At 71.6% G+C, this 23,199-nt stretch carries 22 protein-coding genes and 1 pseudogene; 7 read left to right on the top strand and 16 right to left on the bottom strand.

Annotation, left to right across the window (positions count from 1 at the left end):
* Window positions 1-14: 14 nt before the first annotated feature.
* Complete coding sequence (locus ACWD3I_RS09285; RefSeq protein WP_365413659.1) at window positions 15-1,202, bottom strand: winged helix DNA-binding domain-containing protein; 1,188 nt, start codon at window positions 1,200-1,202, stop codon at window positions 15-17.
* 420 nt (window positions 1,203-1,622) lie between these two features.
* On the opposite strand from ACWD3I_RS09285, the gene ACWD3I_RS09280 reads away from it, so the two are divergent.
* On the top strand, window positions 1,623-2,981 hold the full coding sequence (locus ACWD3I_RS09280; RefSeq protein ID WP_365414100.1) for a DUF2252 domain-containing protein: 1,359 nt from the start codon (window positions 1,623-1,625) through the stop codon (window positions 2,979-2,981).
* Between the two features lie 18 nt (window positions 2,982-2,999).
* Here ACWD3I_RS09280 and ACWD3I_RS09275 read toward each other — a convergent pair whose 3' ends face one another.
* Both ACWD3I_RS09275 and ACWD3I_RS09270 read right to left on the bottom strand, forming a co-directional pair.
* Window positions 3,000-4,604, bottom strand: a complete 1,605-nt coding sequence (locus ACWD3I_RS09275; RefSeq protein WP_451084056.1) for an alpha/beta fold hydrolase — start codon at window positions 4,602-4,604, stop codon at window positions 3,000-3,002.
* A gap of 29 nt (window positions 4,605-4,633) precedes the next feature.
* Complete coding sequence (locus ACWD3I_RS09270) at window positions 4,634-5,146, bottom strand: DUF1269 domain-containing protein (RefSeq protein WP_365402841.1); 513 nt, start codon at window positions 5,144-5,146, stop codon at window positions 4,634-4,636.
* Between the two features lie 230 nt (window positions 5,147-5,376).
* Between ACWD3I_RS09270 and ACWD3I_RS09265 the strand changes: the two genes are divergently transcribed.
* On the top strand, window positions 5,377-5,661 hold the full coding sequence (locus ACWD3I_RS09265) for a hypothetical protein (protein ID WP_365402838.1): 285 nt from the start codon (window positions 5,377-5,379) through the stop codon (window positions 5,659-5,661).
* Window positions 5,662-5,692: 31 nt separating this feature from the next.
* On the opposite strand, the gene pspAB is transcribed toward ACWD3I_RS09265, so the two are convergent.
* The 5 genes from pspAB to glnA form a co-directional block, all read right to left on the bottom strand.
* Window positions 5,693-6,277: a PspA-associated protein PspAB gene (gene pspAB / locus ACWD3I_RS09260; RefSeq protein WP_365402835.1), complete on the bottom strand. Its 585-nt coding sequence runs from the start codon at window positions 6,275-6,277 to the stop codon at window positions 5,693-5,695.
* A gap of 5 nt (window positions 6,278-6,282) precedes the next feature.
* Complete coding sequence (htpX, locus tag ACWD3I_RS09255) at window positions 6,283-7,200, bottom strand: zinc metalloprotease HtpX (protein ID WP_365402833.1); 918 nt, start codon at window positions 7,198-7,200, stop codon at window positions 6,283-6,285.
* Window positions 7,201-7,296: 96 nt separating this feature from the next.
* Window positions 7,297-8,733, bottom strand: a complete 1,437-nt coding sequence (locus ACWD3I_RS09250) for a hypothetical protein (protein ID WP_365402830.1) — start codon at window positions 8,731-8,733, stop codon at window positions 7,297-7,299.
* Between the two features lie 76 nt (window positions 8,734-8,809).
* Entirely contained in the window at window positions 8,810-9,067 is a 258-nt protein-coding gene (locus ACWD3I_RS09245; RefSeq protein WP_365402828.1) for an SCO2583/SCO2584 N-terminal domain-containing protein, read from the bottom strand.
* Between the two features lie 121 nt (window positions 9,068-9,188).
* Window positions 9,189-10,598 carry a type I glutamate--ammonia ligase gene (gene glnA / locus ACWD3I_RS09240; protein WP_365402825.1) on the bottom strand — a complete coding sequence of 470 codons (1,410 nt, stop codon included), beginning with the start codon at window positions 10,596-10,598 and terminating at the stop codon, window positions 9,189-9,191.
* Window positions 10,599-10,797: 199 nt separating this feature from the next.
* On the opposite strand from glnA, the gene ACWD3I_RS09235 reads away from it, so the two are divergent.
* Window positions 10,798-11,268, top strand: a complete 471-nt coding sequence (locus ACWD3I_RS09235) for an RDD family protein (protein ID WP_365402822.1) — start codon at window positions 10,798-10,800, stop codon at window positions 11,266-11,268.
* Between the two features lie 65 nt (window positions 11,269-11,333).
* On the opposite strand, the gene ACWD3I_RS09230 is transcribed toward ACWD3I_RS09235, so the two are convergent.
* The 4 genes from ACWD3I_RS09230 to lipB form a co-directional block, all read right to left on the bottom strand.
* Complete coding sequence (locus tag ACWD3I_RS09230; RefSeq protein WP_365402819.1) at window positions 11,334-12,035, bottom strand: DUF4191 domain-containing protein; 702 nt, start codon at window positions 12,033-12,035, stop codon at window positions 11,334-11,336.
* Between the two features lie 60 nt (window positions 12,036-12,095).
* Window positions 12,096-12,296: an SCO2195 family GlnR-regulated protein gene (locus ACWD3I_RS09225; protein WP_361477094.1), complete on the bottom strand. Its 201-nt coding sequence runs from the start codon at window positions 12,294-12,296 to the stop codon at window positions 12,096-12,098.
* A 258-nt stretch (window positions 12,297-12,554) separates the two neighbouring features.
* On the bottom strand, window positions 12,555-13,544 hold the full coding sequence (gene lipA, locus ACWD3I_RS09220) for a lipoyl synthase (RefSeq protein WP_365402816.1): 990 nt from the start codon (window positions 13,542-13,544) through the stop codon (window positions 12,555-12,557).
* 203 nt (window positions 13,545-13,747) lie between these two features.
* Window positions 13,748-14,545 carry a lipoyl(octanoyl) transferase LipB gene (gene lipB / locus ACWD3I_RS09215; RefSeq protein ID WP_365402813.1) on the bottom strand — a complete coding sequence of 266 codons (798 nt, stop codon included), beginning with the start codon at window positions 14,543-14,545 and terminating at the stop codon, window positions 13,748-13,750.
* A gap of 216 nt (window positions 14,546-14,761) precedes the next feature.
* Here lipB and ACWD3I_RS09210 point away from each other — a divergent pair, with 216 nt between their 5' ends.
* Window positions 14,762-16,195, top strand: a complete 1,434-nt coding sequence (locus ACWD3I_RS09210; RefSeq protein WP_365402810.1) for a regulator — start codon at window positions 14,762-14,764, stop codon at window positions 16,193-16,195.
* Window positions 16,196-16,281: 86 nt separating this feature from the next.
* Here ACWD3I_RS09210 and ACWD3I_RS09205 read toward each other — a convergent pair whose 3' ends face one another.
* The gene (locus ACWD3I_RS09205; RefSeq protein ID WP_365402807.1) at window positions 16,282-17,637 is read right to left on the bottom strand and encodes an NAD(P)/FAD-dependent oxidoreductase; all 1,356 of its coding nucleotides are present in this window, start codon (window positions 17,635-17,637) and stop codon (window positions 16,282-16,284) included.
* 149 nt (window positions 17,638-17,786) lie between these two features.
* Window positions 17,787-18,683, bottom strand: coding sequence for a TIGR01777 family oxidoreductase (locus ACWD3I_RS09200; RefSeq protein WP_365402804.1), 897 nt, complete (start codon window positions 18,681-18,683; stop codon window positions 17,787-17,789).
* Between the two features lie 62 nt (window positions 18,684-18,745).
* On the opposite strand from ACWD3I_RS09200, the gene ACWD3I_RS09195 reads away from it, so the two are divergent.
* The gene (locus ACWD3I_RS09195; RefSeq protein WP_266893425.1) at window positions 18,746-19,225 is read left to right on the top strand and encodes a GNAT family N-acetyltransferase; all 480 of its coding nucleotides are present in this window, start codon (window positions 18,746-18,748) and stop codon (window positions 19,223-19,225) included.
* A gap of 199 nt (window positions 19,226-19,424) precedes the next feature.
* Here the strand turns inward: ACWD3I_RS09195 and ACWD3I_RS09190 are convergent, their stop codons facing one another.
* A complete protein-coding gene (locus ACWD3I_RS09190) occupies window positions 19,425-20,057 on the bottom strand; it encodes a TetR family transcriptional regulator (protein ID WP_266893426.1) in 633 nt (210 codons plus the stop codon).
* A gap of 83 nt (window positions 20,058-20,140) precedes the next feature.
* On the opposite strand from ACWD3I_RS09190, the gene ACWD3I_RS09185 reads away from it, so the two are divergent.
* Window positions 20,141-20,926 (top strand): SDR family NAD(P)-dependent oxidoreductase, encoded by a 786-nt coding sequence (locus tag ACWD3I_RS09185; RefSeq protein ID WP_365402801.1) that lies wholly within the window; start codon window positions 20,141-20,143, stop codon window positions 20,924-20,926.
* Between the two features lie 12 nt (window positions 20,927-20,938).
* On the opposite strand, the gene ACWD3I_RS09180 is transcribed toward ACWD3I_RS09185, so the two are convergent.
* A complete protein-coding gene (locus tag ACWD3I_RS09180; protein ID WP_365402798.1) occupies window positions 20,939-22,123 on the bottom strand; it encodes a MarP family serine protease in 1,185 nt (394 codons plus the stop codon).
* 142 nt (window positions 22,124-22,265) lie between these two features.
* Here ACWD3I_RS09180 and ACWD3I_RS09175 point away from each other — a divergent pair.
* Window positions 22,266-23,177 (top strand): annotated as a pseudogene (locus tag ACWD3I_RS09175) (peptidoglycan recognition protein family protein); the annotation flags it as partial.
* Window positions 23,178-23,199 lie beyond the last annotated feature (22 nt).

Here is a 23,199-nt window from a genome sequence, read left to right as displayed (position 1 = left end):
CCACCGGCCATCCCTCACCCGGCCAACTCCCGCTCCAGCGGTGTCCGGAACCTCGGCGTCACCCGGGTCGCCCCCACCCACCCCCGCAACCGCTCCGCCTCCACCCCGATCGCCGCTTCCGCCTCACGCCCCACCCCCTCCTTCTCCAGCACCCGCCACACGATCTCCCCGTCGGCGCGCTGGGCCCAACCCCCCACCACCCGCCCGTTCCACCACACCGTCGGCCCCACGTTGCCGCTGCGGTCGAAGAGCTGGGGCCGTAGTTCCGGCGCCAGATACCAGTCCCGCTGCCGCCACCCCATCGCCGTCGGATCGAGGGCGGGCAGCAGTGCGGCCCAGGGCTCCACCGGCCCGGCCACCGGCTCGACGTCCCCCGCCGTGACCCACCCCGTGCCCTCGTCCAGAGCCACCGCCTGCGCCCCGATCGCGGCCAGCGCCCGCCGGACGTCCGTCACCTTCCAGCCCGTCCACCACTTGAGGTCGTCCTCCGTGGCCGGCCCGCACACCGCGAGCCAGCGACCGAGGAGGTCCGCCTGTGCCGCGGCGACGTCGAGTTCCGGATGCGCGGGCGCCACGGCCCAGCGGAACTGCGAGGACGTCCAGGAACCGAGCGGCCGCCCCCGTACGACCTTCCCCTCGGTCCCCAACACCCTCAGCAGCCGGGTCGAGACAGTGTGGACCCCCTCGTAGCTCTTCCCTGCGGCGTACGCGAACTGCTCCCGCAACCGCGGCTCGTCCAGGGCGAGTTCGGACGCCGTCGCCTCACCCCGCCGCCCCAGCGCGGCCAGCGCCGACTCCTCGACCGCCGCCAGCCACACGGCATCCGGCGCCCCCGCCTTGGCCATGTCCTTGACCAGCCCGGCACGCTCCCGCGCGGCGACGGTCACGCCGGTCGAGGCATGCACGACCGCGACCAGCTCGGCAGGGAACACGAACACCGTGTGCCGCATGCCGTGCATCCGCACCAGCACACGATCCTCGTACAACGCCCGCTCGGTCTCACCCACGGTCTTCACCGACTCCACCAACCGAGCCCCCACGGCCAGATACACGGCCGCCGGATCACTCCCATGCAGAGCCACAAGCGCCGAGGCCACCTCCTCCGGCCGCCCAGCCCTCACCTCCCGCCCCAACCGATGCCGCACCCCAAGCCGCCCCCGCCGCTCCCCGACCCCGACGTACCGCTCCCGCCCACCACCCATACCAACCTCCACCCGTCCGCTGCCCCCATCCTCCCCGCCCCCACTGACAACCGCCCGACACCGCCCCAGCGACTACCGACCCAATGCCCCACCCGTGCCCTTCAACGGCGTCCGAGGCCGAGGGCCTGCCGTCCCGATCCCCACCCACCCGTGTCTTTCAGCCCGTCCGGCGTTTGAGGACGAGGCCCTTCGGGCCGGCGGGGGCCCAGGGGGCGGGGTCGAAGGGGCGGGGTCGAAGGGGCGGCAGCCCCTGGGGATGGGAACGGGTGAGGGCGGCGGGGGCGAAAACCCTCCGGGCGCACCCACATCCCGTCACCCGATCGCCGTACCCGACATGCGCAGCCCCCCGTCCCACGCTTCCCTGCGAACAGGAGGCGGCACGGCGGACCCGGGAGGCGCGATGCACAGGCAGGGCGGCAGATGACCACCCTCGGCACCTCCCGCACCCCCACCGACCGAGCCACCCAAGGCCGGGCCGCCCGCAAACGCACCCCCCGCTCCGCCCACGCCGCCTGGATCCCCTCCATCGACCGCCCGGACCCCGTCGCCGTACTGGAGCGCCAGGGCCGCGACCGCCTGCCGGAGCTGCTCCCGATCCGGTACGGCCGTATGACCGCCTCGCCCTTCGCCTTCCTGCGCGGCGCCGCAGCGGTGATGGCCGCCGACCTCGCCGCCCAGCCCCGCACCGGCCTCACCGTGCAACTCTGCGGGGACGCACACCTCCTCAACTTCGGCCTGTACGCCTCACCGGAACGCTCCCTGCTCTTCGACCTGAACGACTTCGACGAGACGTTCCCCGGCCCCTTCGAGTGGGACGTCAAACGGCTCGCCGCGAGCGTCGTCGTGGCCGCCCGCGAGAACGGCCACAGCGAGGCGAAGGCGCACCGTGCCGCCGTGGAGGCGACGGCCGCGTACCGCACGTCCATCCACCGGCTCGCGGGGCTCGGCGAACTGGCCGTCTGGTACGAGCGGATGGACGCCGACACCCTGCTCCCGCTCGTCCGTTCGGCCCGGCACCGAAGGCGCGTCGAGTCGAGCCTGACCCGGGCCCGCCGCCGCACCAGCCTCCAGGCCCTCGGCAAGCTGACGGAGGTCGTCGACGGACGCCACCGCATCATCAACGACCCACCGCTGCTGGAATCCGCCGGCACCTCCGACATGGCGGCCCTGCGCAAGATCTTCAGCGACTACCGCTCCACCCTCTCCGAGGAGCGGCGCCTCCTGCTGGACCGCTACCGCTTCGTCGACGCCGCCCGCAAGGTCGTCGGCGTCGGCAGCGTCGGCACCCGCTGCTTCATCGTCCTGCTCGCCGGACGGGACGCGGACGACCCGCTGTTCCTGCAGATCAAGGAGGCGCGGAAGTCCGTACTGGAGGAACATCTGCCGCATGGCCCCTACGTCCACCCCGGACATCGCGTCGTGGCCGGCCAGCGCCTGCTCCAGGCGGCCGGCGACATCTTCCTGGGCTGGATGACCGGACCCCAGGGACGGGCCTACTACTGGCGCCAGCTGCGCGACATGAAGGGCTCGGCGGACGTCGCCGGTATGACCCCGGCTGCCCTCACCTCGTACGCCCGGCTCTGCGGCACCGTCCTCGCCCGGGCCCACGCCCGCTCCGGCGACCGCATCGCCATCGCCGCATACCTGGGCAGGGGCGACACCTTCGACCAGGCCGTCGCCGAGTTCGCCCTGACCTACGCCGCCCAGACCGTCACCGACCACGCCACCCTGACCGCCGCGGTCGCCGCGGGAGTGGTGAGAGCGGCCCCGGAACTCTGACGACCCGCGACCGAACCCTCAGGCGTACCGCTCCAGCAGCCCGCCCACATAGGCCTCCAGCCGCCCGCCCAGCACCGCCGGCGTCAGCTCGGTCCGCCCCAGCTCGCGCCACGGCCCCGCCAGTTTCCCGGCGTCGGGGGCGTAGGCGAGGGAGTCGAGCAGCCGCCAGTACAGGTGATCCGCGCCATCCCCGAGCCGACGTCCGCCCTGGGCCTCGTAGCGGTCCCGGAAGCCGAGCCCGTGCTCCGGCCCGTGCAGCAGCGCGAGCGCCGTCGAGCAGTGGGCGACGTCCAGGTCGGCGGGGCCCCACGAGGTCTCGACCCAGTCCACGACACCGCTGATCCGCAGGTCGTCGGTGAAGAGCACGTTCCCGGGGTGGTAGTCCCGGTGCAGGAAGACACCTTCGTACGACGGTGGATCGCGCCGGATGACGTCCACGGCCCGCTCCCACAGCGCGCCCTCGGGCACGCGCACCCGCTCCGGTGACGTCCAGGCCTGATAGGCGCGCGGGCGTTCGTCGGGTACGACCTGGTGGATCCGGACGAGTTGGGCCGCCAGCCGATCGAGCCGCCGCACGAGACCCTCCTCGTCGACCCGCACCCGGCCGGGCAGCCGGGACATCAACAGGCCCGGGTGATCGCTGTGTTCGGCCGTGGCGTCCACGGCGAGCAGCTCGGGGACCGGGATGCCGTCCTGGCCGGCGAGCAGTGTGAGGACCGACGCCTCACGGTTCAGCAGGCCGGGCGCGTGATGCCGGAAGAAGGGCTTCACGAAGGACCGCAGGACCAGGTCCGAGCCGTCGTCGAGGGTGAGCCCGCGCATCTGCGAGCTCCAGCCCCCGGACAGGAACCGGGTGGTGGCGACCGTACGGCCCGCGGGCAGCTGCTTGGCCACCCACGCGCGGGTCGCCGTCCAGCCCTCGACGAGCAGCGCGTCGACGAACTCCCGCCGGTCGTCGGCGTGATCGTGGAACCAGAGGCCCAACCGGTGCTGCGCGTCCGGGACATCGAGGCGCGTGTACTGCGACCGTGCGGCCAGCGCGTCCTGGACGGCCTCGGTCACGGCGGGCGGGACGACCTCGTCGTGGCCCGGCACCGCGAGCACCGCCCGCCCCTCGTACGCCCGCAGCGCGTCCAGCGCGGGCGCCCCGCGCCAGCTGTCCGGGGTGCGCAGGATCGCGCGGAACCGGCTGTCCCCGCTGCCGAACGGCACGTCCCACGCCTCGGCCGCGTACACCGCCGGCGAGCACAGCCCGATCGCCGTCACGCGCTCCCCGTAGTGCCGTACGAGATCCGCCACCGTCTGCCCGCTCATGCTGAACCCGACGAGGACCAGAGGCCCGTCCGCCGGCACCCGCGCGTCGATCACCGCGACGGCCTGCTCGAAGCGCCGGCGCAGGCTCAACTCCCGCAGCTCACCCGTGGATTCGCCGTGCCCGGAGAAGTCGAGGGCCAGGACACCGCAGCCCCGGCCCGCGAACTCCTCCCATACCGGCGTCAGCCGCTCCTTGCTGCCGTTGCCCGCCCCGTGCAGCAGAACGGCGGTGGCCCGGTCCGGGCCACCGCCGCCGTACACCCCGCTGAGCAGTTCGCCTTCATGGTGCTGAGTGAACGAGGAGATCATGACCTCATTCACTCATGGCGGCCCCGGCGTCAGGAAGCGGATTCCGCCTTCGGGGACCGCGCCGCCGCGATCGCCTCGCGCAGATGGTCCTCGTCGGCCTGGCTCAGCGAGGTCTGCACCAACTGGCCGCCGAACGGGATGAGTTGGGGGATCACCTTGTCCTGGGCGGCCTGCTTGACCAGGACGAACAGCGCGGCGGCACCCGGCCGCAGGTTCTGGCTGAGGTCCTTCATGAAGTTGTCGTTGATGCCGGTGTCGGTGACCGCGCCCCCGGCGGCGCCTGCCGCCGCGCCCACCGCCGCACCGAGCAGCGGGGCCAGGAAGAGCAGCCCGATCACCCCGCCCCACAGGGCGCCGCCCGCCGTGCCCACGGCGGTGTGGTTGACGGCCTGGTGCAGCTTGATCCTGCCGTCCTCGCGCCGCTCGACGACCACCACGTCCTCCAGCTCGACGAGATGCTGCTTGGACAGCTCGATCACCTTCTCGCGGACCTGGTTGGCGGTGGCGAGGTCGTCGTAGGCGACGACGAACAGATCACTCATCCGGAAACACCCCTTAGCAGTGCAATATGGCGTTTCGCCCGACTTTAGGGTGCCGGAATGCGGGGCGCACGCCAGGGAGCGGGAAAAAGGAGATGCACACGCAGTGACCGTCTCCCTACGCTGGACACGCATTGCGGAGCTGCTCCCCACCGCTTGCCGCAGGACCGGTTTCACCGGGCGGCCCCGGGGCTACTCTGCTGCTCACCCACCCACGCACACGGAGGCCCGTGATGGGCACCATCGTCATGGCCGGGGCCGCGGTCCTGGTCGTCCTAGGATTCGGAAACCACGTCTACTGGCTCGCCGCAGCTGCCGTGCTCTTCCTGTACACGCAGTACGGGCGGGGTGCGTCCTCGACGCCCTCCTCCCGGGGCGGCCCCTCGTCCGGGGTCATGCCCAGCGACTACCGGGCGTACCGGGAGCGCCGTGACAAGCAGGCCAAGTGGGAGCGCCGCTACCGCCGCGACCGCCCCTTCGAGTCCCGCCGTCAGGAGCGCGAGAAGAAGGGCAAGTGAGCCTTTGCCGGGCGCTCCCCGGTCGCCGGTGTCACAGGCCGGGGGCGCCCCACACCGGGAACCAGCGGCTCAGATCCTGCTCGATCCGCAGATCGTCCCCGAGAGCGGCTCTGACCCGCAGTTCCAGCGCGTTGTCGCGCCGCTGCCCTCCGTCGGGCAGTGGCGCGAACGGGAACCAGGTGCCGCGTTTGTAGAGGTAGACCAGCGCGAGCGTACGGCCCTCGCCGTCACGGAAGCCGGCCAGCGAGCACAGCAGTTGCGGGCCGAAGCCGTTGACCTCCATCGAGGCGTTCACCGCGTGCAGGTCGTTCACGAGCTGGGGAAGCTCGTCGGTGGCCCGCTCGGAGACCAGCCAGGAGTAGCCGTACTCGTCGCGCCGCAGCTGGACCGGGGGGCCGTCGCGGTCGGCGTCCGCGTCGAGGAGCGCCTGTACCTCGCGGTGCGTCTGCTCGAAGGCGGCGCCCTCGACCGTGGCGAAGCACACCGCCCCGCTGCCGGTCGGGGTGAACCCCGCGGCGGCCTCCAGGGTGACGGCCGCCGACGGCAGTGCGAAGAGCCGGTCGAGATCGGGCGCCACCGGTTTCGTACGCCCGAGCAGAATGTCCAGCAGCCCCATGGGTGTCAGTCCGCCTTCCCCGGGGTCGCGGCCTCACCCAACTCGGTGGAGATCCGGCCCAGTTGATCCAGTCGCTGTTCCAGACTCGGGTGAGTGGAGAAGAGCCGGGCGATGCCGGGCTCGGACCCGAGGGCCGGGGTGAAGTAGAAGGCGTTGAACGCCTGCGCGGTCCGCAGATCCTTGGTGGGGATCCTCGCGATGTCCCCGGAGACCTTGGTGAGCGCGGAGGCCAGTGCCGAGGGCCGCCCGGTCAGCTGGGCGGCGGCCCGGTCGGCGGCCAGCTCCCGGTACCGGGACAGCGCCCGGATGAGCAGGAAGCTGAGGGCGTACACGGCGGCCGAGACACCCATGATCCCCGCGAAGACGACGGCCGTGTTCTGGTCCTTGCGCCCGCTGAAGATCTGCGAGTAGAACGCGAACCGCACGATGAGCCCCGCGAGGACGCCGAGGAAGGAAGCGACGGTGATGACGGCGACGTCCTTGTGCGCCACATGCGACAGCTCGTGGGCAAGCACACCCTCCAGCTCCTCCGGCTCCAGCCGCCGCAGCAGGCCCGTCGTCACACACACCACGGCATGATCCGGATTCCGCCCGGTGGCGAAGGCGTTCGGCATGTCGATGTCCGACACGGCGACCACCGGCTTGGGCATGTCCGCGATGGCACACAGCCGGTCGACGACCCCGTGCAACTCCGGATACTCCTCCCGCTCCACGACCCGTCCCCGCATCGCGAACAGCGCGACCCGGTCGGAGAACCAGTACTGCGCGCCGAGCATCCCCGCGGCGATCACCACGACCAGCACCCAGGACTTCAGCAACACGATCAACGCGGCAACGAAGGCCACGTACAGCAGTCCGAGCAGAAAAAGCGTGACCGCCATACGCACGGTCAGCCGCCGATCGCTCCGGAAACGGCTCTGCATCTGCATCACCCCGCAGTCAGGCACTCGCCCCGCTGCCCAGTGTGCACCCGGCCCCACCATGAAGCGGTCGTGATCACCTCTAGGACCAGCAAAGGTTCAGTCCTTGAGGCCGGCCTCCCACTTGCGCCGTTTCAGCACGTACCCGCTGAACAGATGCGCACCACGGTCGAGCAGTTCACCCACCTCCACCGTCCCGGGCGGCACGTCCGCCGTCGGGTGCCAGCGCTGCACGGACTGCCCGGCCCACCGCCGGAGTCTGTCGTCCGGGTCGCCGAGCAGCGCGACGGAGGCCCGCAGCCGGACGAGCCCGCAGCGCGCGTGCAGCAGCCGGAACGCGGCGACCCGTACATGCCGGGGCCGCTCCACCGCGAGCCGCTCCATCAGCCGGTCGGCGTCCAGCGACCCGACCGACGGCAACAGCGCGGCGGTCGCCTCCCGCACCACACCGGGCGCCGGATCGTCGAGAAGCGGCAGCAGCCGTCGTACGTCCACCACGTCCAGCCCCCGCAACCCCGCCACGGCCCGCGCCCGCACCCCCGCCGCCGGGTGGTCGAGCAGCGGCCACAGCAACTCTGCGTCCACCCGCTCCCCGCACTCCGCGAGCCCGATCACGACCCCCGGCGACAGACCCTCCGCACGCGCACACCGCTCCCGGTACCAGGGCAGCGGATCGCCCCCGCCCTGCCGCACGACATACCGCGCACAGGCCCGCACCACCCCCGACCGGTCCCCGAGAAACGCCACCGCCCGCTCCACCCGCCCGGCCCGCCGCAACGCGGTGACCCCGGCCGCCCGGGCCTGCGGCCCACGGGCGGCGAGCAGCGGTTCGAGTACGTCGTCGTGGACCCCGTCCCGGTCCGATTCGGCGGCCAGCGCGGTGTCGGCGCACAGCGACTGCACGACCGGGTCGCTGTCACGTGCGGCGGCCCGGGCCAGCTCGGCGGGGGAGAGGAACCCTTCGTCGACGGCGAGCCGGTACGCGTACCGGCGGACCCCTCGATACGGGTCGGCGTACAACGGGGCGAGCGTCTCCGGGGGCGCGGCCCGCAGCAGCTCGGTGGCCAGAGCGGTGACGAAGTCCCCCCGGTCCCGCCGCCCGATCCGCAGCACCAGGCCCATCACCCGCACCGCAGCCTCGGCGTCGAGCGTCTCCGTCAGCCGCCGCCGTGCCGTCTCCCGCACCGGCGCGGCCCAGTCGGAACACCGCACGACGAGCAGCGGCAGCAACCCGGGACGACCGACGGCCCGCCGCAGAGCGGTCTGCCTGGCCTTGCCCTCACGGTGGCACAGGGCGAGCGCGAGCCGACCCTCGCCGAGCGGCCCGCCGGACAGCAGGGCGTCCTTGACCTCCCGCCCACCCTCGGTCTGCTCCCAGGCCGGCAGCCACACGACCCGTTCCGTGTCCCAGGGGATCGCCCGCACCCCGGCGTCCAGCGCGATCCAGGCGGCCGGATCACCTGTGTCGAGCGCTTCCCGCAGCGGGACCCCTTCCGCGAGCCGCACGGCCGCAGCGGCCCCGTACCAGATGTCCATGCCCACCCCTGACCAGCCCTGATGTGTCCGGCGATGGTAGACAGCGCGACCGCGTCCCGTCGCGCGATATACGGGGCTAGAACGGCGCCCGGAAGTTCGCGTAGCCCAGCAGCACGATGACCGCCGCCACACATCCGAACACGACCGCCGTCGACACCCACGGCGACCGCGGCCGCCGCACCCGCTCGGGCTCCGGCCGGAACGGCTGGGCCTCAGGCGGGTTCTCCTTCCAGCGTGCGGCGAGCATCCGGGCCCGTGCCGAGGGCTCCTTCTCCTCGGCGCCGTCGGCCCACCGGATGTCGAACTCCCGCTCCTCGTCGTCCCGTTCGGCCATCCCCGTAACCCCCGGTCGCCCTTCTCGCACGTCTGTTCCCAAAACCATACGACGGCGCCCCCGCCCTGAGAAACCAGGAACGGGGGCGCCGAGAGAGCCGGGAGGACCGGCCCGGGTTCGATCACACGTCGAAGTAGAGCTCGAACTCGTGCGGGTGCGGACGCAGCTGCAGCGGCGCGATCTCGTTCGTGCGCTTGAAGTCGATCCACGTCTCGATCAGGTCCGGCGTGAAGACGTCGCCCTGGAGGAGGAACTCGTGGTCGGCCTCGAGGCGGTCGAGGACGGCCGGGAGGGAGGTCGGGACCTGTGCGACGCTCGCGTGCTCCTCGGGAGCCAGCTCGTAGAGGTCCTTGTCGATCGGCTCGGCCGGCTCGATCTTGTTCTTGATGCCGTCGAGGCCCGCGAGCAGCAGGGCCGAGAAGGCCAGGTACGGGTTGCCGGAGGAGTCGGGCGCACGGAACTCGACGCGCTTGGCCTTCGGGTTGGAGCCCGTGATCGGGATACGCATGGCCGCGGAGCGGTTGCGCTGCGAGTACACCAGGTTGATCGGCGCCTCGAAGCCCGGGACCAGACGGTGGTAGGAGTTCACCGTCGGGTTGGTGAAGGCGAGCAGCGACGGGGCGTGCTTGAGGATGCCGCCGATGTAGTAGCGGGCCATGTCCGACAGGCCCGCGTAGCCGGCCTCGTCGTAGAAGAGCGGCTGGCCGCCGGTCCACAGCGACTGGTGCACGTGCATGCCCGAGCCGTTGTCACCGAAGATCGGCTTCGGCATGAAGGTCGCGGTCTTGCCGTTCTTCCAGGCCACGTTCTTCACGATGTACTTGAAGAGCTGGAGGTCGTCGGCCGCGGCGAGCAGCGTGTTGAACTTGTAGTTGATCTCGGCCTGGCCGGCGGTGCCCACCTCGTGGTGCTGGCGCTCGACCTGGAGGCCGGAGGCGGCGAGCTGGAGCGAGATCTCGGCGCGCAGGTCGGCGAAGTGGTCGACCGGCGGGGTCGGGAAGTAGCCGCCCTTGTAGCGGACCTTGTAGCCGCGGTTGTTCTCCACCGCACCGGTGTTCCAGGCGCCGGCCTCGGAGTCGATGTGGTAGAAGCTCTCGTTCGCCGAGGTGGCGAAACGGACGCTGTCGAAGACGTAGAACTCCGCCTCGGGACCGAAGTACGCGGTGTCCGCGATACCGGTCGACGCGAGGTAGGCCTCGGCCTTCTTGGCCACGTTGCGCGGGTCACGGCTGTACTGCTCGCCCGTGATCGGGTCGTGGATGAAGAAGTTGATGTTGACCGTCTTGTCGCGGCGGAAGGGGTCGACCCGGGCGGTCGAGAGGTCCGCGCGCAGCGCCATGTCGGACTCGTGGATGGCCTGGAAACCACGGATCGACGAGCCGTCGAACGCGAGCTCCTCGTCCGGGTCGAACGCCTCGACGGGCAGCGTGAAGTGCTGCATGACGCCCGGCAGGTCGCAGAAACGGACGTCGACGAACTTGACGTCCTCGTCCGCGATGAACTTCTTGGCCTCGTCGGCGTTCTGGAACATCCAGCTCCTCCTACTCCCGACGGTTCCATGCCGGGGTGGTAGTTCGTTTGTGCGGCCAGTGCGGTGGCACACGATGACGACGACACTAGGGACGCGTGATTTCTCGGGCGTGACCCATTTGTTTCGCACAAGTTAACCGGACATCCCGCTCCGCACCCCACCTGTCCGCATCCCGAAACGCGGGCAGTACGGTGGACGGGTGGACAAGAGGGAAGCAATCGGATCGTGGCTCTCGGGGCCCCGTGCGGCCGCCGAGCAAGCCGGTGTGGACTTCGGATACCGCGGGCAGCAACTGGGCCTGCCGGAGGAAGGGCCGGGCTCCATCGCCCGGCCGGGGCGGCGGCTCGGAGCACTCGCCGTGGACTGGGCGATGAGCGTTCTGATTGCATCCCAATTGATCACCCAGGGCTACGAAGTCCCGGCGACCTCGAACTGGGCGCTGCTGGTCTTCTTCGTGATGAGCGCGCTCACGGTCGGGACGATCGGTTACACCCCGGGCAAGCGTCTCTTCGGCCTGCGCGTCGTCGACCTGTCGACCGGCCGCCCGAGCCCGCTGCGGGGCCTCCTGCGCAGCGCCCTGCTGTGCATCGCCGTCCCGGCCCTGATCTGGGACCGCGACGGCCGGGGCCTGCACGACAGGCTGGCGCGCACGGTCGAGGTGCGGATCTAGTTCTTCTACGACGAAGGGGGCGCCCGGAGAACTCTCCGGGCGCCCCCTTCGTCGTAGAACGTCGGTCAGCGCGCCTTCGGCCCGCCCTTGGGCAGCTTCATGCCCTTCGGCATGGGCCCCTTCGGCAGCGGCATGTTGCTCATCAGGTCACCCATGGCCCGCAGCCGGTCGTTGGTCGCGGTCACCTGGGGGCCGGTCAGCACGCGGGGCAGCTTCAGCATGCTGGTGCGCAGCTTCTTCAGCGGGATCTGGTCCTCGCCCGTGCCGACGATCAGGTCGTGCACCGGCACGTCCGCCACGATCCGGTTCATCTTCTTCTTCTCGGCGGCCAGCAGGCTCTTCACCCGGTTCGGGTTGCCCTCGGCGACCAGGACGATGCCGGCCTTGCCGACGGCTCGGTGCACCACGTCCTGGCTGCGGTTCATCGCCACCGCGGGGGTCGTCGTCCAGCCCCGGCCGATGTTGTCCAGCACGGCCGCGGCCGCGCCCGGCTGGCCCTCCATCTGCCCGAAGGCGGCCCGCTCGGCCCGGCGTCCGAACACGATCGCCGTTCCGAGGAAGGCGAGCAGGACACCCAGGATGCCCAGGTAGACCGGGTGACCGATCAGGAAGCCGATCGCGAGAAAGACACCGAGGATGAGGATGAAGACACCCGCGAGCACCAGGCCGATCGTCTTGTCGGCCCTGCGGGTCATCTTGTACGTCAGGGCGATCTGCTTCAGTCGCCCGGGGTTAGCGGCATCGGCCGCACTGTCACTTCTCGCCATGCGACGAAGTCTACGTGGCCCGAGGAGCGCCGACGACGGCAGTGTCCCGGAGGAAAACCTTCAGGGACGGACGGTGAACGACCGCTCCAGCACCTGCTGCGCCTCGACCCTGTCCTTGGCGCGGCGGCGGTCCTCCAGGACGGACGTCCAGGCGTTGCGGCGGGCGGTGCGCTGGCCGCTGCTCATGAGCAGCGACTCGACGGCACGGAGTGCATCGGTGAACGACGGGATGGCGGTGGCGCGAACCGGCGCGGCCTGCATGATGGAGGTCCCCCCTCAGGGATAGCGGCTCTGGTGAGTGGTGCACGGGCTGTACAACCAGGGTCACTGATTGGTGTTACCAGGGCGTGACCGACCGGTCAAACACCAATGAAGCCTTGATTTGCGGCACGAGAACGCTGAAGCGGCCCTGGCACCGCCCCCATCTGCGGGGACGGCCCAGGGCCGCGTCAATCGGTCACTACCGGGCGGTAGTTGCTTGTGCTCGGATTCACACGCCCCGAGTGGCACTCCGTGCCATCAGACGGCCTGCGACGCGACGTAGGAATCGCCCCGCTGCGGAGCAGCTGATTGACGCAGTTCGATGGCCATCTGGTAGAGCCGGCCGGCGCGGTACGAGGACCGGACCAGCGGGCCGGACATCACGCCGGAGAAGCCGATCCGGTCGGCCTCCTCCTTCAGCTCCACGAACTCGTGCGGCTTGACCCAGCGCTCCACGGGGTGGTGGCGGACGCTCGGGCGCAGGTACTGCGTGATGGTGACGAGTTCGCAGCCGGCGTCGTGCAGCTGCCGGAGCGCCTCGCTGACCTCCTCGCGGGTCTCGCCCATGCCGAGGATCAGGTTCGACTTGGTCACCAGGCCGAAGTCACGGGCCTCGGTGATGACCTTCAGGGAGCGCTCGTAGCGGAAGCCGGGGCGGATGCGCTTGAAGATCCGCGGGACCGTCTCGACGTTGTGCGCGAAGACCTCGGGGCGGGACTCGAAGACCTGCTGGAGCAGCTCCGGTACGGCGTTGAAGTCGGGGGCGAGCAGCTCGACCTTGGTCTGGCCGCTCTCGCGCCCGGCGGTCTGCTGGTGGATCTGGCGGACCGTCTCGGCGTACAGCCAGGCGCCGCCGTCCTCCAGGTCGTCGCGGGCGACGCCGGTGATGGTGGCGTAGTTCAGGTCCATGGTGACCACGGACTCACCGACGCGGCGCGGCTCGTCGCGGTCGAGCGCCTCGGGCTTGCCGGTGTCGATCTGGCAGAAGTCGCAGCGCCGGGTGCACTGGTCGCCGCCGATGAGGAAGGTGGCCTCGCGGTCCTCCCAGCACTCGTAGATGTTGGGGCAACCGGCTTCCTGGCAGACCGTGTGGAGCCCCTCGCTCTTCACGAGTTTTTGCATCGCGGTGTACTCGGGACCCATTTTCGCCCGGGTCTTGATCCACTCGGGCTTGCGCTCGATGGGGGTCTGGGCGTTCCGGACCTCCAGGCGCAGCATCTTGCGTCCGTCGGGTGTGACTGCGGACACATCGGCTCCCTGTAGCTTCGATTCTTCGGCGTACACCAGGGTACGCCCCGTGTTTTGTAGGGCCCCACCGGTGAGGCCAACCTCTGGACTCCGGGCTCCATTCCCCACCTGGGGGCGCGGGGCTGTATCGATATGCGGCTCCGCCGCGTGAGCGCGACCGGCCCCACCGGCCCGCAGGTGACGACGGTCTTCCGGCGGCGCGACTACGCCGTCGCCTTCTCGATCTCCCGCGGCTTCAGATCCGCGTTCTCGAGTACGTCCCTCAGATGCCGCTCGGCAACCGGCAGCACCTCGGAGATGGCCACGTCCCGCCCGAGTTCGTCCGCCAGGGACGCGACCCCCGCGTCCCGGATCCCGCACGGGATGATGCGGTCGAACCAACGGTTGTCCGGGTTCACGTTCAGCGCGAAGCCGTGCATCGTCACGCCCTTGGCGACCCGGATGCCGATCGCCGCGATCTTGCGGTCCTCGCGGCGCTGGCCGGCGTTGGACGGGGCGTACTCGGGGCCGTTCATGCGCGGGTCGAACTCCTCGTCGTGCAGACGGGGGTCGAGGTCCAGCGACAGGCCCCCGATGGACGGGCGCCGCTCGACCGGATCGCCGAGCACCCATACGCCACTGCGGCCCTCGACCCGGCTGGTCTCCACGCCGAACTCCGCGCAGGTGCGGATGAGGGCTTCCTCAAGGCGTCGTACATGCGCCACGACGTCCACCGGACGCGGCAGCTTCTGGATGGGGTAGCCCACCAGCTGACCCGGACCGTGCCAGGTGATCTTGCCGCCGCGGTCCACGTCGACGACCGGGGTGCCGTCCAGGGGGCGTTCGCTGTCCGCCGTGCGCCGTCCGGCCGTATACACCGGCGGATGTTCGAGCAGCAGGACGGTGTCGGGGGTCTCGTCCGCGAACCGTGCCGCGTGCACCCGGCGTTGCTCGTCCCATGCCTCCTGGTACTCGACGGCGTCCGCGCCGAACCCCATACGGACGAACCGCAGCTCACTCACGGCAAGCGCCTCCCCGGAGAGTCGTAAGGCACGAAGTGTGCCTACGCCACTGTACGACTCGCCGTCTCGCGTCAGCCGTGCGGCCAATCCTCACACGATCGGATGAACGAACGTCGAAGTGTGCGATCGCCTGCTCACTCTCCGCTACATTCGCGCCGTCCTATAGAGGCCATAAGGGCTGCTCACAGGCAATCCGGGCAGGAGACACCACCCCAGATGACGGAACGACCCGCGCAGCGCACTCCCAACCGCCAGCTCGCCGCGCTCATCGCAGAAGCGGGGTTCTCCAACGCGGGGCTCGCCCGTCGGGTGGACCAGCTCGGTCTCGAACACGGGCTTGATCTGAGATACGACAAGACATCCGTGACCCGGTGGCTCCGCGGACAGCAGCCGCGGGGCACGACACCCGCTCTCATCGCCGAGGTCTTCACCCGACGGCTGGGGCGCCGGCTCTCCGCGCAGGACCTCGGGCTCGACGCCTGTGCGCCGGTGTACGCCGGTCTCGAGTTCGCAGCGACCCCCGAGGAGGCCATCGACATCGTCAGCGGGCTGTGGCGCAAGGACTCCGGCAGCCACGCCGAGCTGCGCAAGATCGCGTTCACCCCGGCGGGGCTCGTCGTGCCCAGCCGGGACTGGCTGATCGGGCGGGCCGACGACAAGGTGGCCCGCGGCGAGCCGCCCGTCCGTGTCCCCACCCAGGGCCGCCCGGCGGTGCCCCGGCAGCGCGGCGCGGAGCGCGGCCCGGGTCAGAGGGTCACCGGCGGCGACATCGCGGCGCTCCGCTCGGTCGGCGACCTGTTCCGCTCCCTGGACGACATGTACGGCGGCGGTCACGCCCGGCAGGCCCTCGTGCGGTACCTGGAGCACGAGTGCGAGCCGATGCTGCGCGGCATGTACGGCGAGCAGACCGGCCGTCGGCTGTTCTCGGCGGCGGCCGACCTCACGAGGCTCGCGGGCTGGACGTCGTACGACATCGCGGCGCACGGGCTCGCGCAGCGGTACTTCGTGCAGTCGCTGCGGCTCGCGCAGGCGGCGGGGGACCGGGCGTACGGCTCGTACGTGCTGATCACGATGAGCCGGCAGGCGGTGTACCTCGGGCACGGGCGGGAAGCGGTGCAGCTGGCGCGGGTGGCCCAGCAGGGCGTCGGCACCAGTGCCCCGCCGGTGGTCCAGGCCCTGCTGCACGCGGTCGAGGCGCGGGCGCACGGGGTGCTGGGCGAGGTGCGGGCGTGCACGGGGGCACTGGTGCGGGCCGAGCGGGCGCTGGAGGCGGCTCGGCCCGGTGACGAGGTTCCCTACTGGGCGCGGTTCTTCGACGAGGCGCAGCTGGCGGACGAGTTCGGTCATGCGCACCGGGACCTGCAGCAGTTCCGGGCGGCGGCCCAGCATGCCGAGCGGTCCCTGCAGTTGCGGGCGCCCGCGTACGCCCGCAGCCGTCTGTTCTGCCGTGTGGTGTTGGCCTCCGCCCGGCTGGGGCTGGGTGAGCTGGATCAGGCGTGTGCGTTGGGGGCGGAGGCGGCGGGGGCCGCTGTGGAGATGCGGTCGGTGCGGGCGATCGAGTATGTGCGGGACTTCGAGAAGCGGTTGGAGCCGTACAAGGACGCTGCGCCGGTGAGGGGGTATCGCGACAAGGTCGCGGCGCTGGGGTGAGAGTCTCGCCGTGACTTCGGAGGTTGTGGGGGTCTGCGCGCCGGCGCTCTGGCTGGTCGCGCAGTTCCCCGCGCCTCCAGGTGGGTTCAGGCAGCCTGCGTTGTCGGGATCGGTTCCGCCCTGTGCATCGGGGTCGCCGAGCCCAGGTCCGTCAGGATCGCCGTCGACGCCCTGTGGCCCGAGTGCAGCGCGCCCTGGACCGTGCTGGTGTCCCTGTGGTCGCCGCAGACGTACAGGCCCGCCAGCAGGCGTACCGGGCGGCGCAGGTCGTGCGGGGCCCGCATCGCCGGTACCGCTTCGGGTGTGTGGTGGACGGCGAGAGTCTCCCAGCGGGTGGTGGACGTGCCGTACAGGCGGGACAGGTGCATGCGTACGGCCGTCTCGACGTCCGGTGGGGGCGGGCCCAGGACCGTCGACGAGATCAGGGAACGGCCCGCCGGGGCGCGGGACGGGTCCACCCGGCTGACCACCGCCGTGTGGGCCACCGGGCCGCCCCGGTCCGCGTCCAGCAGCAGTGCGGCGCCCGTCTCCGGGGGCTCGTCCGTCGTGTGGTGGACCACCGTCACCGGGTGGAAGTCCGGTACGCGCAGGCCCGGGAGGAGGTCCGCCGCCGTGCGGGCGTCCGTCGCCAGCAGGACCGCCCGGCAGCGGAACTCGCCGTGCTCCGCCGTGGTCACCGAGCTCGTCGACACCGAGGTGACCCGCACCCCCGTGTGCACCGTCCCGGCCGGCAGCGAGCGCGCCAGCAGCTCCGGCAGCACCTCCGCGCCGCCCTCCGGCACACACAGCCGCCCGGCCGCGAAGGCGCGCAGCGCGAGGTCGGCGCACCGGCTGGACGTGGTCAGCTCCGGGTCGCACAACAGGGCGGCGAGCAGCGGGCGCAGGAAGCCGTCGATCGTCCGGGCGGGCAGACCGCGGGCGGCGAGGGCCTGGGCGGCGGGCGACTCGGTGCGGCACAGCAGGCGTTCGATCGGGGTGTTCGCGATCCGGGTGAGCGCGGTCCCGAGACGGGCCTGGTCGACGCCGCTGCCCAGGGGGGCGACTCCCCGTGGCGCGCTTCGCGGAACCGTCGGCCTCGGGGCGCTCGCCAGGGCGCGCACCGCGTGGAGTGCGCCCCTTGCGCCCCCTGCGCCGGGGGGCGCGCTCGCGCGATGGTGGCGCCCGTCGCTGTGCAGCAGGACGCCCGGCGCGAACGGGCGCAGGACGAGTCCGCCGAGCCCCGGTGTCCTGCGTAGTTCCGGATACGCCGTGGACAGCAGCTGTCCGATCCGGTCGAGCCGGAATCCGTCGACCTTCTCCGTCGACATACGGCCGCCCACCCCATGGGCGGCCTCCAGCACCGCGGTCGTCACTCCTGCGCTGTTCAGCCGATGCGCGGCGGAGAGCCCGGCGACCCCGGCTCCCACGATCACGACGTCCGCCTGGTACGTGGGCTCAAGCACGTGCCCCTCCTCGAGGTTGCGCGGCCGGTGGAGACGTCATGCCCCCAACTGGCTCCGGGGATACCCGAGTTCGGCTTGAGGTTAAGGCGGTAGTCGGTCAGGAACAGTCGCGCATCAACAGGGCACGGTCGCACGCCGGTCGCATACGGTCACGCGGCGGCTCGGACGGCTCCTTCGATCTCCGGGAACGCGAAGGTGAACCCCGACTCCAGCAGCCGCTTGGGCACCACCCGTTGGCTGCCCAGGACGTCTCCGGACATCTCACCGAGCACGGTCCGCAGCACGGGCGAGGGCACCGTGAAGAGTGTCGGCCGGTGCAGCACGCGCCCCATGGCGGCGGTGATCTCCTGGTTCGTGACCGGGTTCGGGGCGGTCAGGTTGAACGGCCCGGACAGCCCGTCGGTGTCGATGAGATGCCGGATCGCGGCCACCTCGTCGTGCAGCGCGATGAACGACCAGTACTGCCGCCCGTCGCCCAACCGCCCCCCGAGCCCGGCCTTGAACAGCGGGAACAGCCGCCCCCAGGCACCCCCCTTGCGCGCCACCACCAGCCCGGTCCGCGTGAACACGGTCCGTACGCCCGCCTCCTGGGCCGGCGCCGCCGCGCCTTCCCACTCCACGCACAGCTCGGGCAGGAACCCCTCCCCGGCGGGCGCGCTCTCGTCGACGACCCGGTCGCCCGTCTCGCCGTAGAAGCCCATCGCGCTGCCGTTGACGAAGACCCGCGGCGGCTTGTCCAGCGAGGCGACGGCCTCGGCGAGCGCGGAGGTGCCGAGCACCCGGCTGCACCGGATCCGCGTCTTGTACGCCTCCGTCCAGCGCCGGTCGCCGACCCCGACACCCGCGAGGTTCACGACGGCGTCGCACCCGGTGAGGCCGCCCGTGTCCACCCGCCTCCCCTCGGGGTCCCACCGGACCTCGTCCGCGTCTCTCGGCGCCCGGCGTACCAGGCGCACCACCTCGTGTCCGTCGGCGAGAAGGGACCTGACCAGGGCACCGCCGATGAGACCGGACGCGCCGGCCACCGCGATTCGGGAACGCTGCATGGCGTCAATTCTGCTCCGAATTCACGCAAAGGCCCGGTCTTGTGCGCCGTAGGGTGGCCGACATGCACATACGCCACGCCACCCTCGACGACGAGGACACGCTGGGACGCCTCGACCGCGCCACCTGGTCCACGCTGCACGCCGTCTCGCCGCGCCCCCAGCCGCCGTACGAGCCCTTCTACGGCGAGCGGTTCGGCCCGCGCGACCATCTGGTGGCCGAACTCGACGGCGTGCTCGTCGGCTACATCCGGCTCGGCTTCCCGACCCCGTTGGCCTGCAACGCGCACGTCCGCCAGATCCAGGGCCTGGTCGTCGCCGAGGAGGCGCGGGGTGCCGGAGTGGCGCGGGCGCTGCTGCGGGCGGTGCAGGAGGAGGCCAGGAAGCTGGGCGCGCGCCGCATCACGCTGCGCGTCCTCGGGCACAACGCCCCGGCCCGCAAGCTCTACGAGTCCGAGGGCTTCGTGGTGGAAGGCGTCCTGCCCGAGGAGTTCCTGCTGGACGGCGAGTACGTGGACGACGTGTTCATGGGGCGCAGTCTGTGACCTGGTCGGCCTCGGCGGCCGTACGACGCCTGCGGACGACCAGATAGAGCGCGGCCCCCGCGACGAGCAGGGAGATCAGGAAGAAGACGGGCACGGAAGCCTCCTGCGGACGAGTCGGTCGGTGAGAACACTGCCCATCCTGACGATCAAGGCGCTGATCGGCGGGCAGGCCACGTCGACGCGTTCGCAATCGCCGCCGTCAGCCCGTCAGCAGTCGCATGCCGCCCACCAGTTCCCGCAGGCACCGCACCGCCAGCTCCGCGGGTGAGCCCGGGCCGCTGGTGTCCGCGTCCGTCTCCGCCCAGGTCTCCAGCGCCACCCGGATGGCGTCCGTCGCGGCCGCGGCCGTGAGACGTACGTCGAGCGGGTCGGCGTCCGGCCCGGCCAGCCTCGCCACCACCGGGATCAGCTTCTCCTCGGACTCCTGGTTCACCCGGTACCACACGGCCCGCAGCGCCGGGTCGGCCACGGCTGCCCGCAGCAGTGCCCGCGTCTGCCGCAGGCCCTCCGCCGCGTGCGCGTCCGGCACGGACAGCGACTCCCCGATCGCCCGCTCCAGGGCCCGCGGCAGCCCGGCGGTGCCCGGCTCCGACGCGGCGAGGAGCTCGCGCCAGCGGTCGGCGCCCCGGGCCAGCAGCGGGCCGACGGCGTCCTGCTTGTTGCGGAAGTACCGGTAGAAGGTGCGCAGGGCGACCCCGGCCCGCTCGGCGATGTCCTCGGCGGTCGTGCCATCGGGTCCGTGCTCGGTGAACAACGCGGCGGCGGCGCGTGCGATGTCGAGCTGGGTCGCCGCCTTGCGGCGCTCGGTCAGTGAGAGGGGCTTGGTGCTCACCGGGGAAGCCTACGCCGGAGCTCCGACATTGGCACCTTTCGCCTTGATGGCAAAACGTGCCACCCAGGCGTACCGTGAAGGCCATGAACCGTTACGAGAACCGACGCGCCCTCATCACCGGCGGCGGCTCCGGCATCGGCCAGGCCACCGTGCTCCGGCTGCTCGCCGAGGGCGCCACCGTCGTCGCCGCCGACATCAGCGAGGCCGGCCTGAAGGACACCGTCGAAAAGGCGGGCGCCGGCGCGCGGCGGCTGACCACGGTCCTCGTCGACATCGCCGACGAGGCCTCCGTACGACAGGCCGTGGCCCTCGCCGTCGAGGCGCTGGGCGGGCTCGACGTGCTCGTCAACGCCGCCGGCATCCTGCGCTCCGCCCACACCCACGAGCAGAGCCTCGCCGACTTCAACCGGATCATCGCGGTCAACCTCACCGGCACCTTCCTGATGATCCGCGAGGCGATACCGGCGCTGCGCGAGGGCACCGGCCCCGCCGTCGTGAACTTCAGCTCGACCTCGGCGACCTTCGCCCACCCCTACATGGCGGCGTACGCGGCCAGCAAGGGCGGCATCCAGTCCATGACCCACGCGCTCGCGAGCGAGTACAGCAAGCAGGGCATCCGCTTCACCGCCGTGCAGCCCGGCTCCATCTCCTCCGGCATGACCGACGGCTCTGGCGCCAGCGGACAGAGCACCGGCCCGGGCCTTCCCGAGGACACCGACTGGGACCTCTACACCAAGCTCGCACCCGCCCTCGGCCAGGGCTTCGCGGGCCCCGAGACCGTGGCCGGCGTCGTCGCGATGCTGGCGAGCGAAGATGGCCGGTTCATCACCGGTACCGAGGTCCGCATCGACGGCGGGACGCACTTCTGACGTCGCGACCGGCTACGACGTGACCAGCTCACCCGTGTCCACCGGCGCCGTCGCCTGCGCCGCCCGCTCGGCGTCGGACGCGACCTCGTCGGCGGTCAGCACGTACCCCGTCTCGTCGTCCGACGTGGACCGGGCGAAGACGACTCCGTACACCTTGCCGTCCGTCGTCAGCAGCGGCCCGCCGGAGTTGCCCGGGCGGACCGTCGACCGGATCGAGTAGATCTCGCGGGTGACGGTCCCGTCGTTGTAGATGTTCTGGCCGTTCGCCTGGACCCGGTTGGCGACGGTGGCCGCCTGGAGGTTGAGGTCACCGTCCTGCGGATAGCCCGCGACGACCGCGGAGTCGCCACGCGTGGCGTCGTCGTCGAAGCGCAGCACCGGGGCCTCCAGGTCGGGCACGTACAGCACCGCCACGTCCTTGTCCGGATCGAAGAGCACCACACGTGCCTCGTACGACCGTCCGACCCCGCCCACCCGGACGGTCGGCTCGTCGATGCCGGCCACCACATGGGCGTTGGTCATGACGTGCTCGGTGGAGTAGACGAAGCCGCTGCCCTCGCGGCCCTGGGTGCCGGAGATGCCCTCGATCTTCACGGTGCTGCGCTTGGCCGCGTTCGTGGCGCTCGCGGTGACGCTGTCGCCGGTGGGCTTGGCGACCCGGGCCGTCGACTCGTTCTCGAACGGGTTGAAGACCTGCGGGAAGCCCGCCTCGGTGAGCGCGGACGTGGCCCGGGAGAACCAGGCCGGAGTGGTGTCCGGCATGGCGTTCTGCACGGCGCCCAGCAGCCGTGAGTCCTGGATCGCCGTGGTGAGCACCGCGGACGAGGACGCGCCCAGCACGCTCGCCGCCACCCACGCCACGATCAGCACGGCGATCGAGTTGGCTGCGGCGCCGCCGACCCCGTCGGCGACCCGCAGCGGCCCCTGGTCCAGCTCCCGGCGCAGCCGCAGCGCCAGACGCCCCGCGAGTTCGTGCCCGACGACGGCCGGGAGCAGCACCGTGAGCACCGCCGTCACCGTCGCCGAAGTGCTGCCCGGGGTCACCAGGTCCATCATCCAGGGCAGCACCCACACGCCGATGATCGCGCCGCCCACGAAACCGGCGAGTGAGACACAGCCGGCCACCAGGCCGCGCCGGTAGCCGGATGCCGCATAGGCCAGGATCACCAGCACCAGCAGGATGTCGAGCAGGTCCACGGAGCCGCCTTTCTCTTGGACCCCTTATTACGGAGGGGACGGGCCCAGTGATCAGCAGACACGCGCGTGTGACACCCGGAACCGGCCACGCGTGCGTGCACACGCTGTGCGTGCATCCGGAGAAACGCCCCGGACCAGGACGATGGTTCCACCGGGTGGCACACCACACATCGCGGACGCGGAGGATCCGGCCGAGAGTGGGACCATGCGTGTCCGAAGAGCGCGGGGGATACGACGGCGGCGAGCGGTCCGAATACGGACCGGGGCGCCGCGCCGGAGGATCCACCTGCCCACCGGAGTGCTGCTGCTGCTCGCCTGTGTCCCCGGGCTGGCGGCCGTCGTGGTCCTCGTGCTCTGCGCGCACGGCGTCGAGCGCCGGGCCGAGGCCCGTTCCGCAGACCCCCTCGCGGCCCGCCCCGCCGCACTCCACCACGCGGCGAAGCCGCGCATCGTGCCGAGGTCGGTCTGGACAACGGACACGGGCGAGGCCAACACGGCCGCCCTCACCCCGCCCCCGGCCCGTTACGACGACAAGGTCGTCGCCGTCTTCATCCACCACACCGACTCGCCCAACACCTACGACTGTGCCGACGCGCCCCGCATCATCCGCTACCTTGCCGCCGGCCAGACCGGCGCCCGAGACTGGGACGACATCGGCTACAACTTCCTCGTCGACCGCTGCGGCACGATCTACGAGGGCCGCGCGGGAGGTGTCGACCGCCCCGTCACCGGCGCCCACACCCAGGGCTTCAACCACCGCACGTCCGGCATCGCGGCCCTGGGCACCTTCACGGCGGGCGTCCCCGTACCGCAGGCGATGACGGACGCGATCGCCTCGCTGGCGGCCTGGAAACTGGGCCTCGCGGACGTGGACCCGCGCAGAACCGTGAAGCTGACATCGAGCAACGGCCTCAGCCGCTACGCCGCCGGCACCGCCGCCGCCCTCCCCGCCATCGCCGGCCACGAGGACGGCTACATGACCAGCTGCCCCGGCGCGGCCCTCTCGGCCCGCCTCCCGGAGATCAGACAGACGGCGGCGAGACTCCAGGGCAGGTACCCGCCGTCGACCTCGCCGC

It is taken from the genome of Streptomyces sp. NPDC002817, assembly GCF_053592055.1.
This window is presented reverse-complemented; position numbering and strand designations above follow the sequence as displayed.

Excerpts from the sequence above, each read along its gene's own strand:
- ACWD3I_RS09285 (WP_365413659.1), bottom strand. The coding sequence starts at position 1,202 with ATGGGTGGTGGGCGGGAGCGGTACGTCGGGGTCGGGGAGCGGCGGGGG.
- ACWD3I_RS09280 (WP_365414100.1), top strand. The coding sequence starts at position 1,623 with ATGACCACCCTCGGCACCTCCCGCACCCCCACCGACCGAGCCACCCAA.
- ACWD3I_RS09275 (WP_451084056.1), bottom strand. The coding sequence starts at position 4,604 with ATGATCTCCTCGTTCACTCAGCACCATGAAGGCGAACTGCTCAGCGGG.
- ACWD3I_RS09270 (WP_365402841.1), bottom strand. The coding sequence starts at position 5,146 with ATGAGTGATCTGTTCGTCGTCGCCTACGACGACCTCGCCACCGCCAAC.
- ACWD3I_RS09265 (WP_365402838.1), top strand. The coding sequence starts at position 5,377 with ATGGGCACCATCGTCATGGCCGGGGCCGCGGTCCTGGTCGTCCTAGGA.
- pspAB (WP_365402835.1), bottom strand. The coding sequence starts at position 6,277 with ATGGGGCTGCTGGACATTCTGCTCGGGCGTACGAAACCGGTGGCGCCC.
- htpX (WP_365402833.1), bottom strand. The coding sequence starts at position 7,200 with ATGCAGAGCCGTTTCCGGAGCGATCGGCGGCTGACCGTGCGTATGGCG.
- ACWD3I_RS09250 (WP_365402830.1), bottom strand. The coding sequence starts at position 8,733 with ATGGACATCTGGTACGGGGCCGCTGCGGCCGTGCGGCTCGCGGAAGGG.
- ACWD3I_RS09245 (WP_365402828.1), bottom strand. The coding sequence starts at position 9,067 with ATGGCCGAACGGGACGACGAGGAGCGGGAGTTCGACATCCGGTGGGCC.
- glnA (WP_365402825.1), bottom strand. The coding sequence starts at position 10,598 with ATGTTCCAGAACGCCGACGAGGCCAAGAAGTTCATCGCGGACGAGGAC.
- ACWD3I_RS09230 (WP_365402819.1), bottom strand. The coding sequence starts at position 12,035 with ATGGCGAGAAGTGACAGTGCGGCCGATGCCGCTAACCCCGGGCGACTG.
- ACWD3I_RS09225 (WP_361477094.1), bottom strand. The coding sequence starts at position 12,296 with ATGCAGGCCGCGCCGGTTCGCGCCACCGCCATCCCGTCGTTCACCGAT.
- ACWD3I_RS09210 (WP_365402810.1), top strand. The coding sequence starts at position 14,762 with ATGACGGAACGACCCGCGCAGCGCACTCCCAACCGCCAGCTCGCCGCG.
- ACWD3I_RS09200 (WP_365402804.1), bottom strand. The coding sequence starts at position 18,683 with ATGCAGCGTTCCCGAATCGCGGTGGCCGGCGCGTCCGGTCTCATCGGC.
- ACWD3I_RS09195 (WP_266893425.1), top strand. The coding sequence starts at position 18,746 with ATGCACATACGCCACGCCACCCTCGACGACGAGGACACGCTGGGACGC.
- ACWD3I_RS09185 (WP_365402801.1), top strand. The coding sequence starts at position 20,141 with ATGAACCGTTACGAGAACCGACGCGCCCTCATCACCGGCGGCGGCTCC.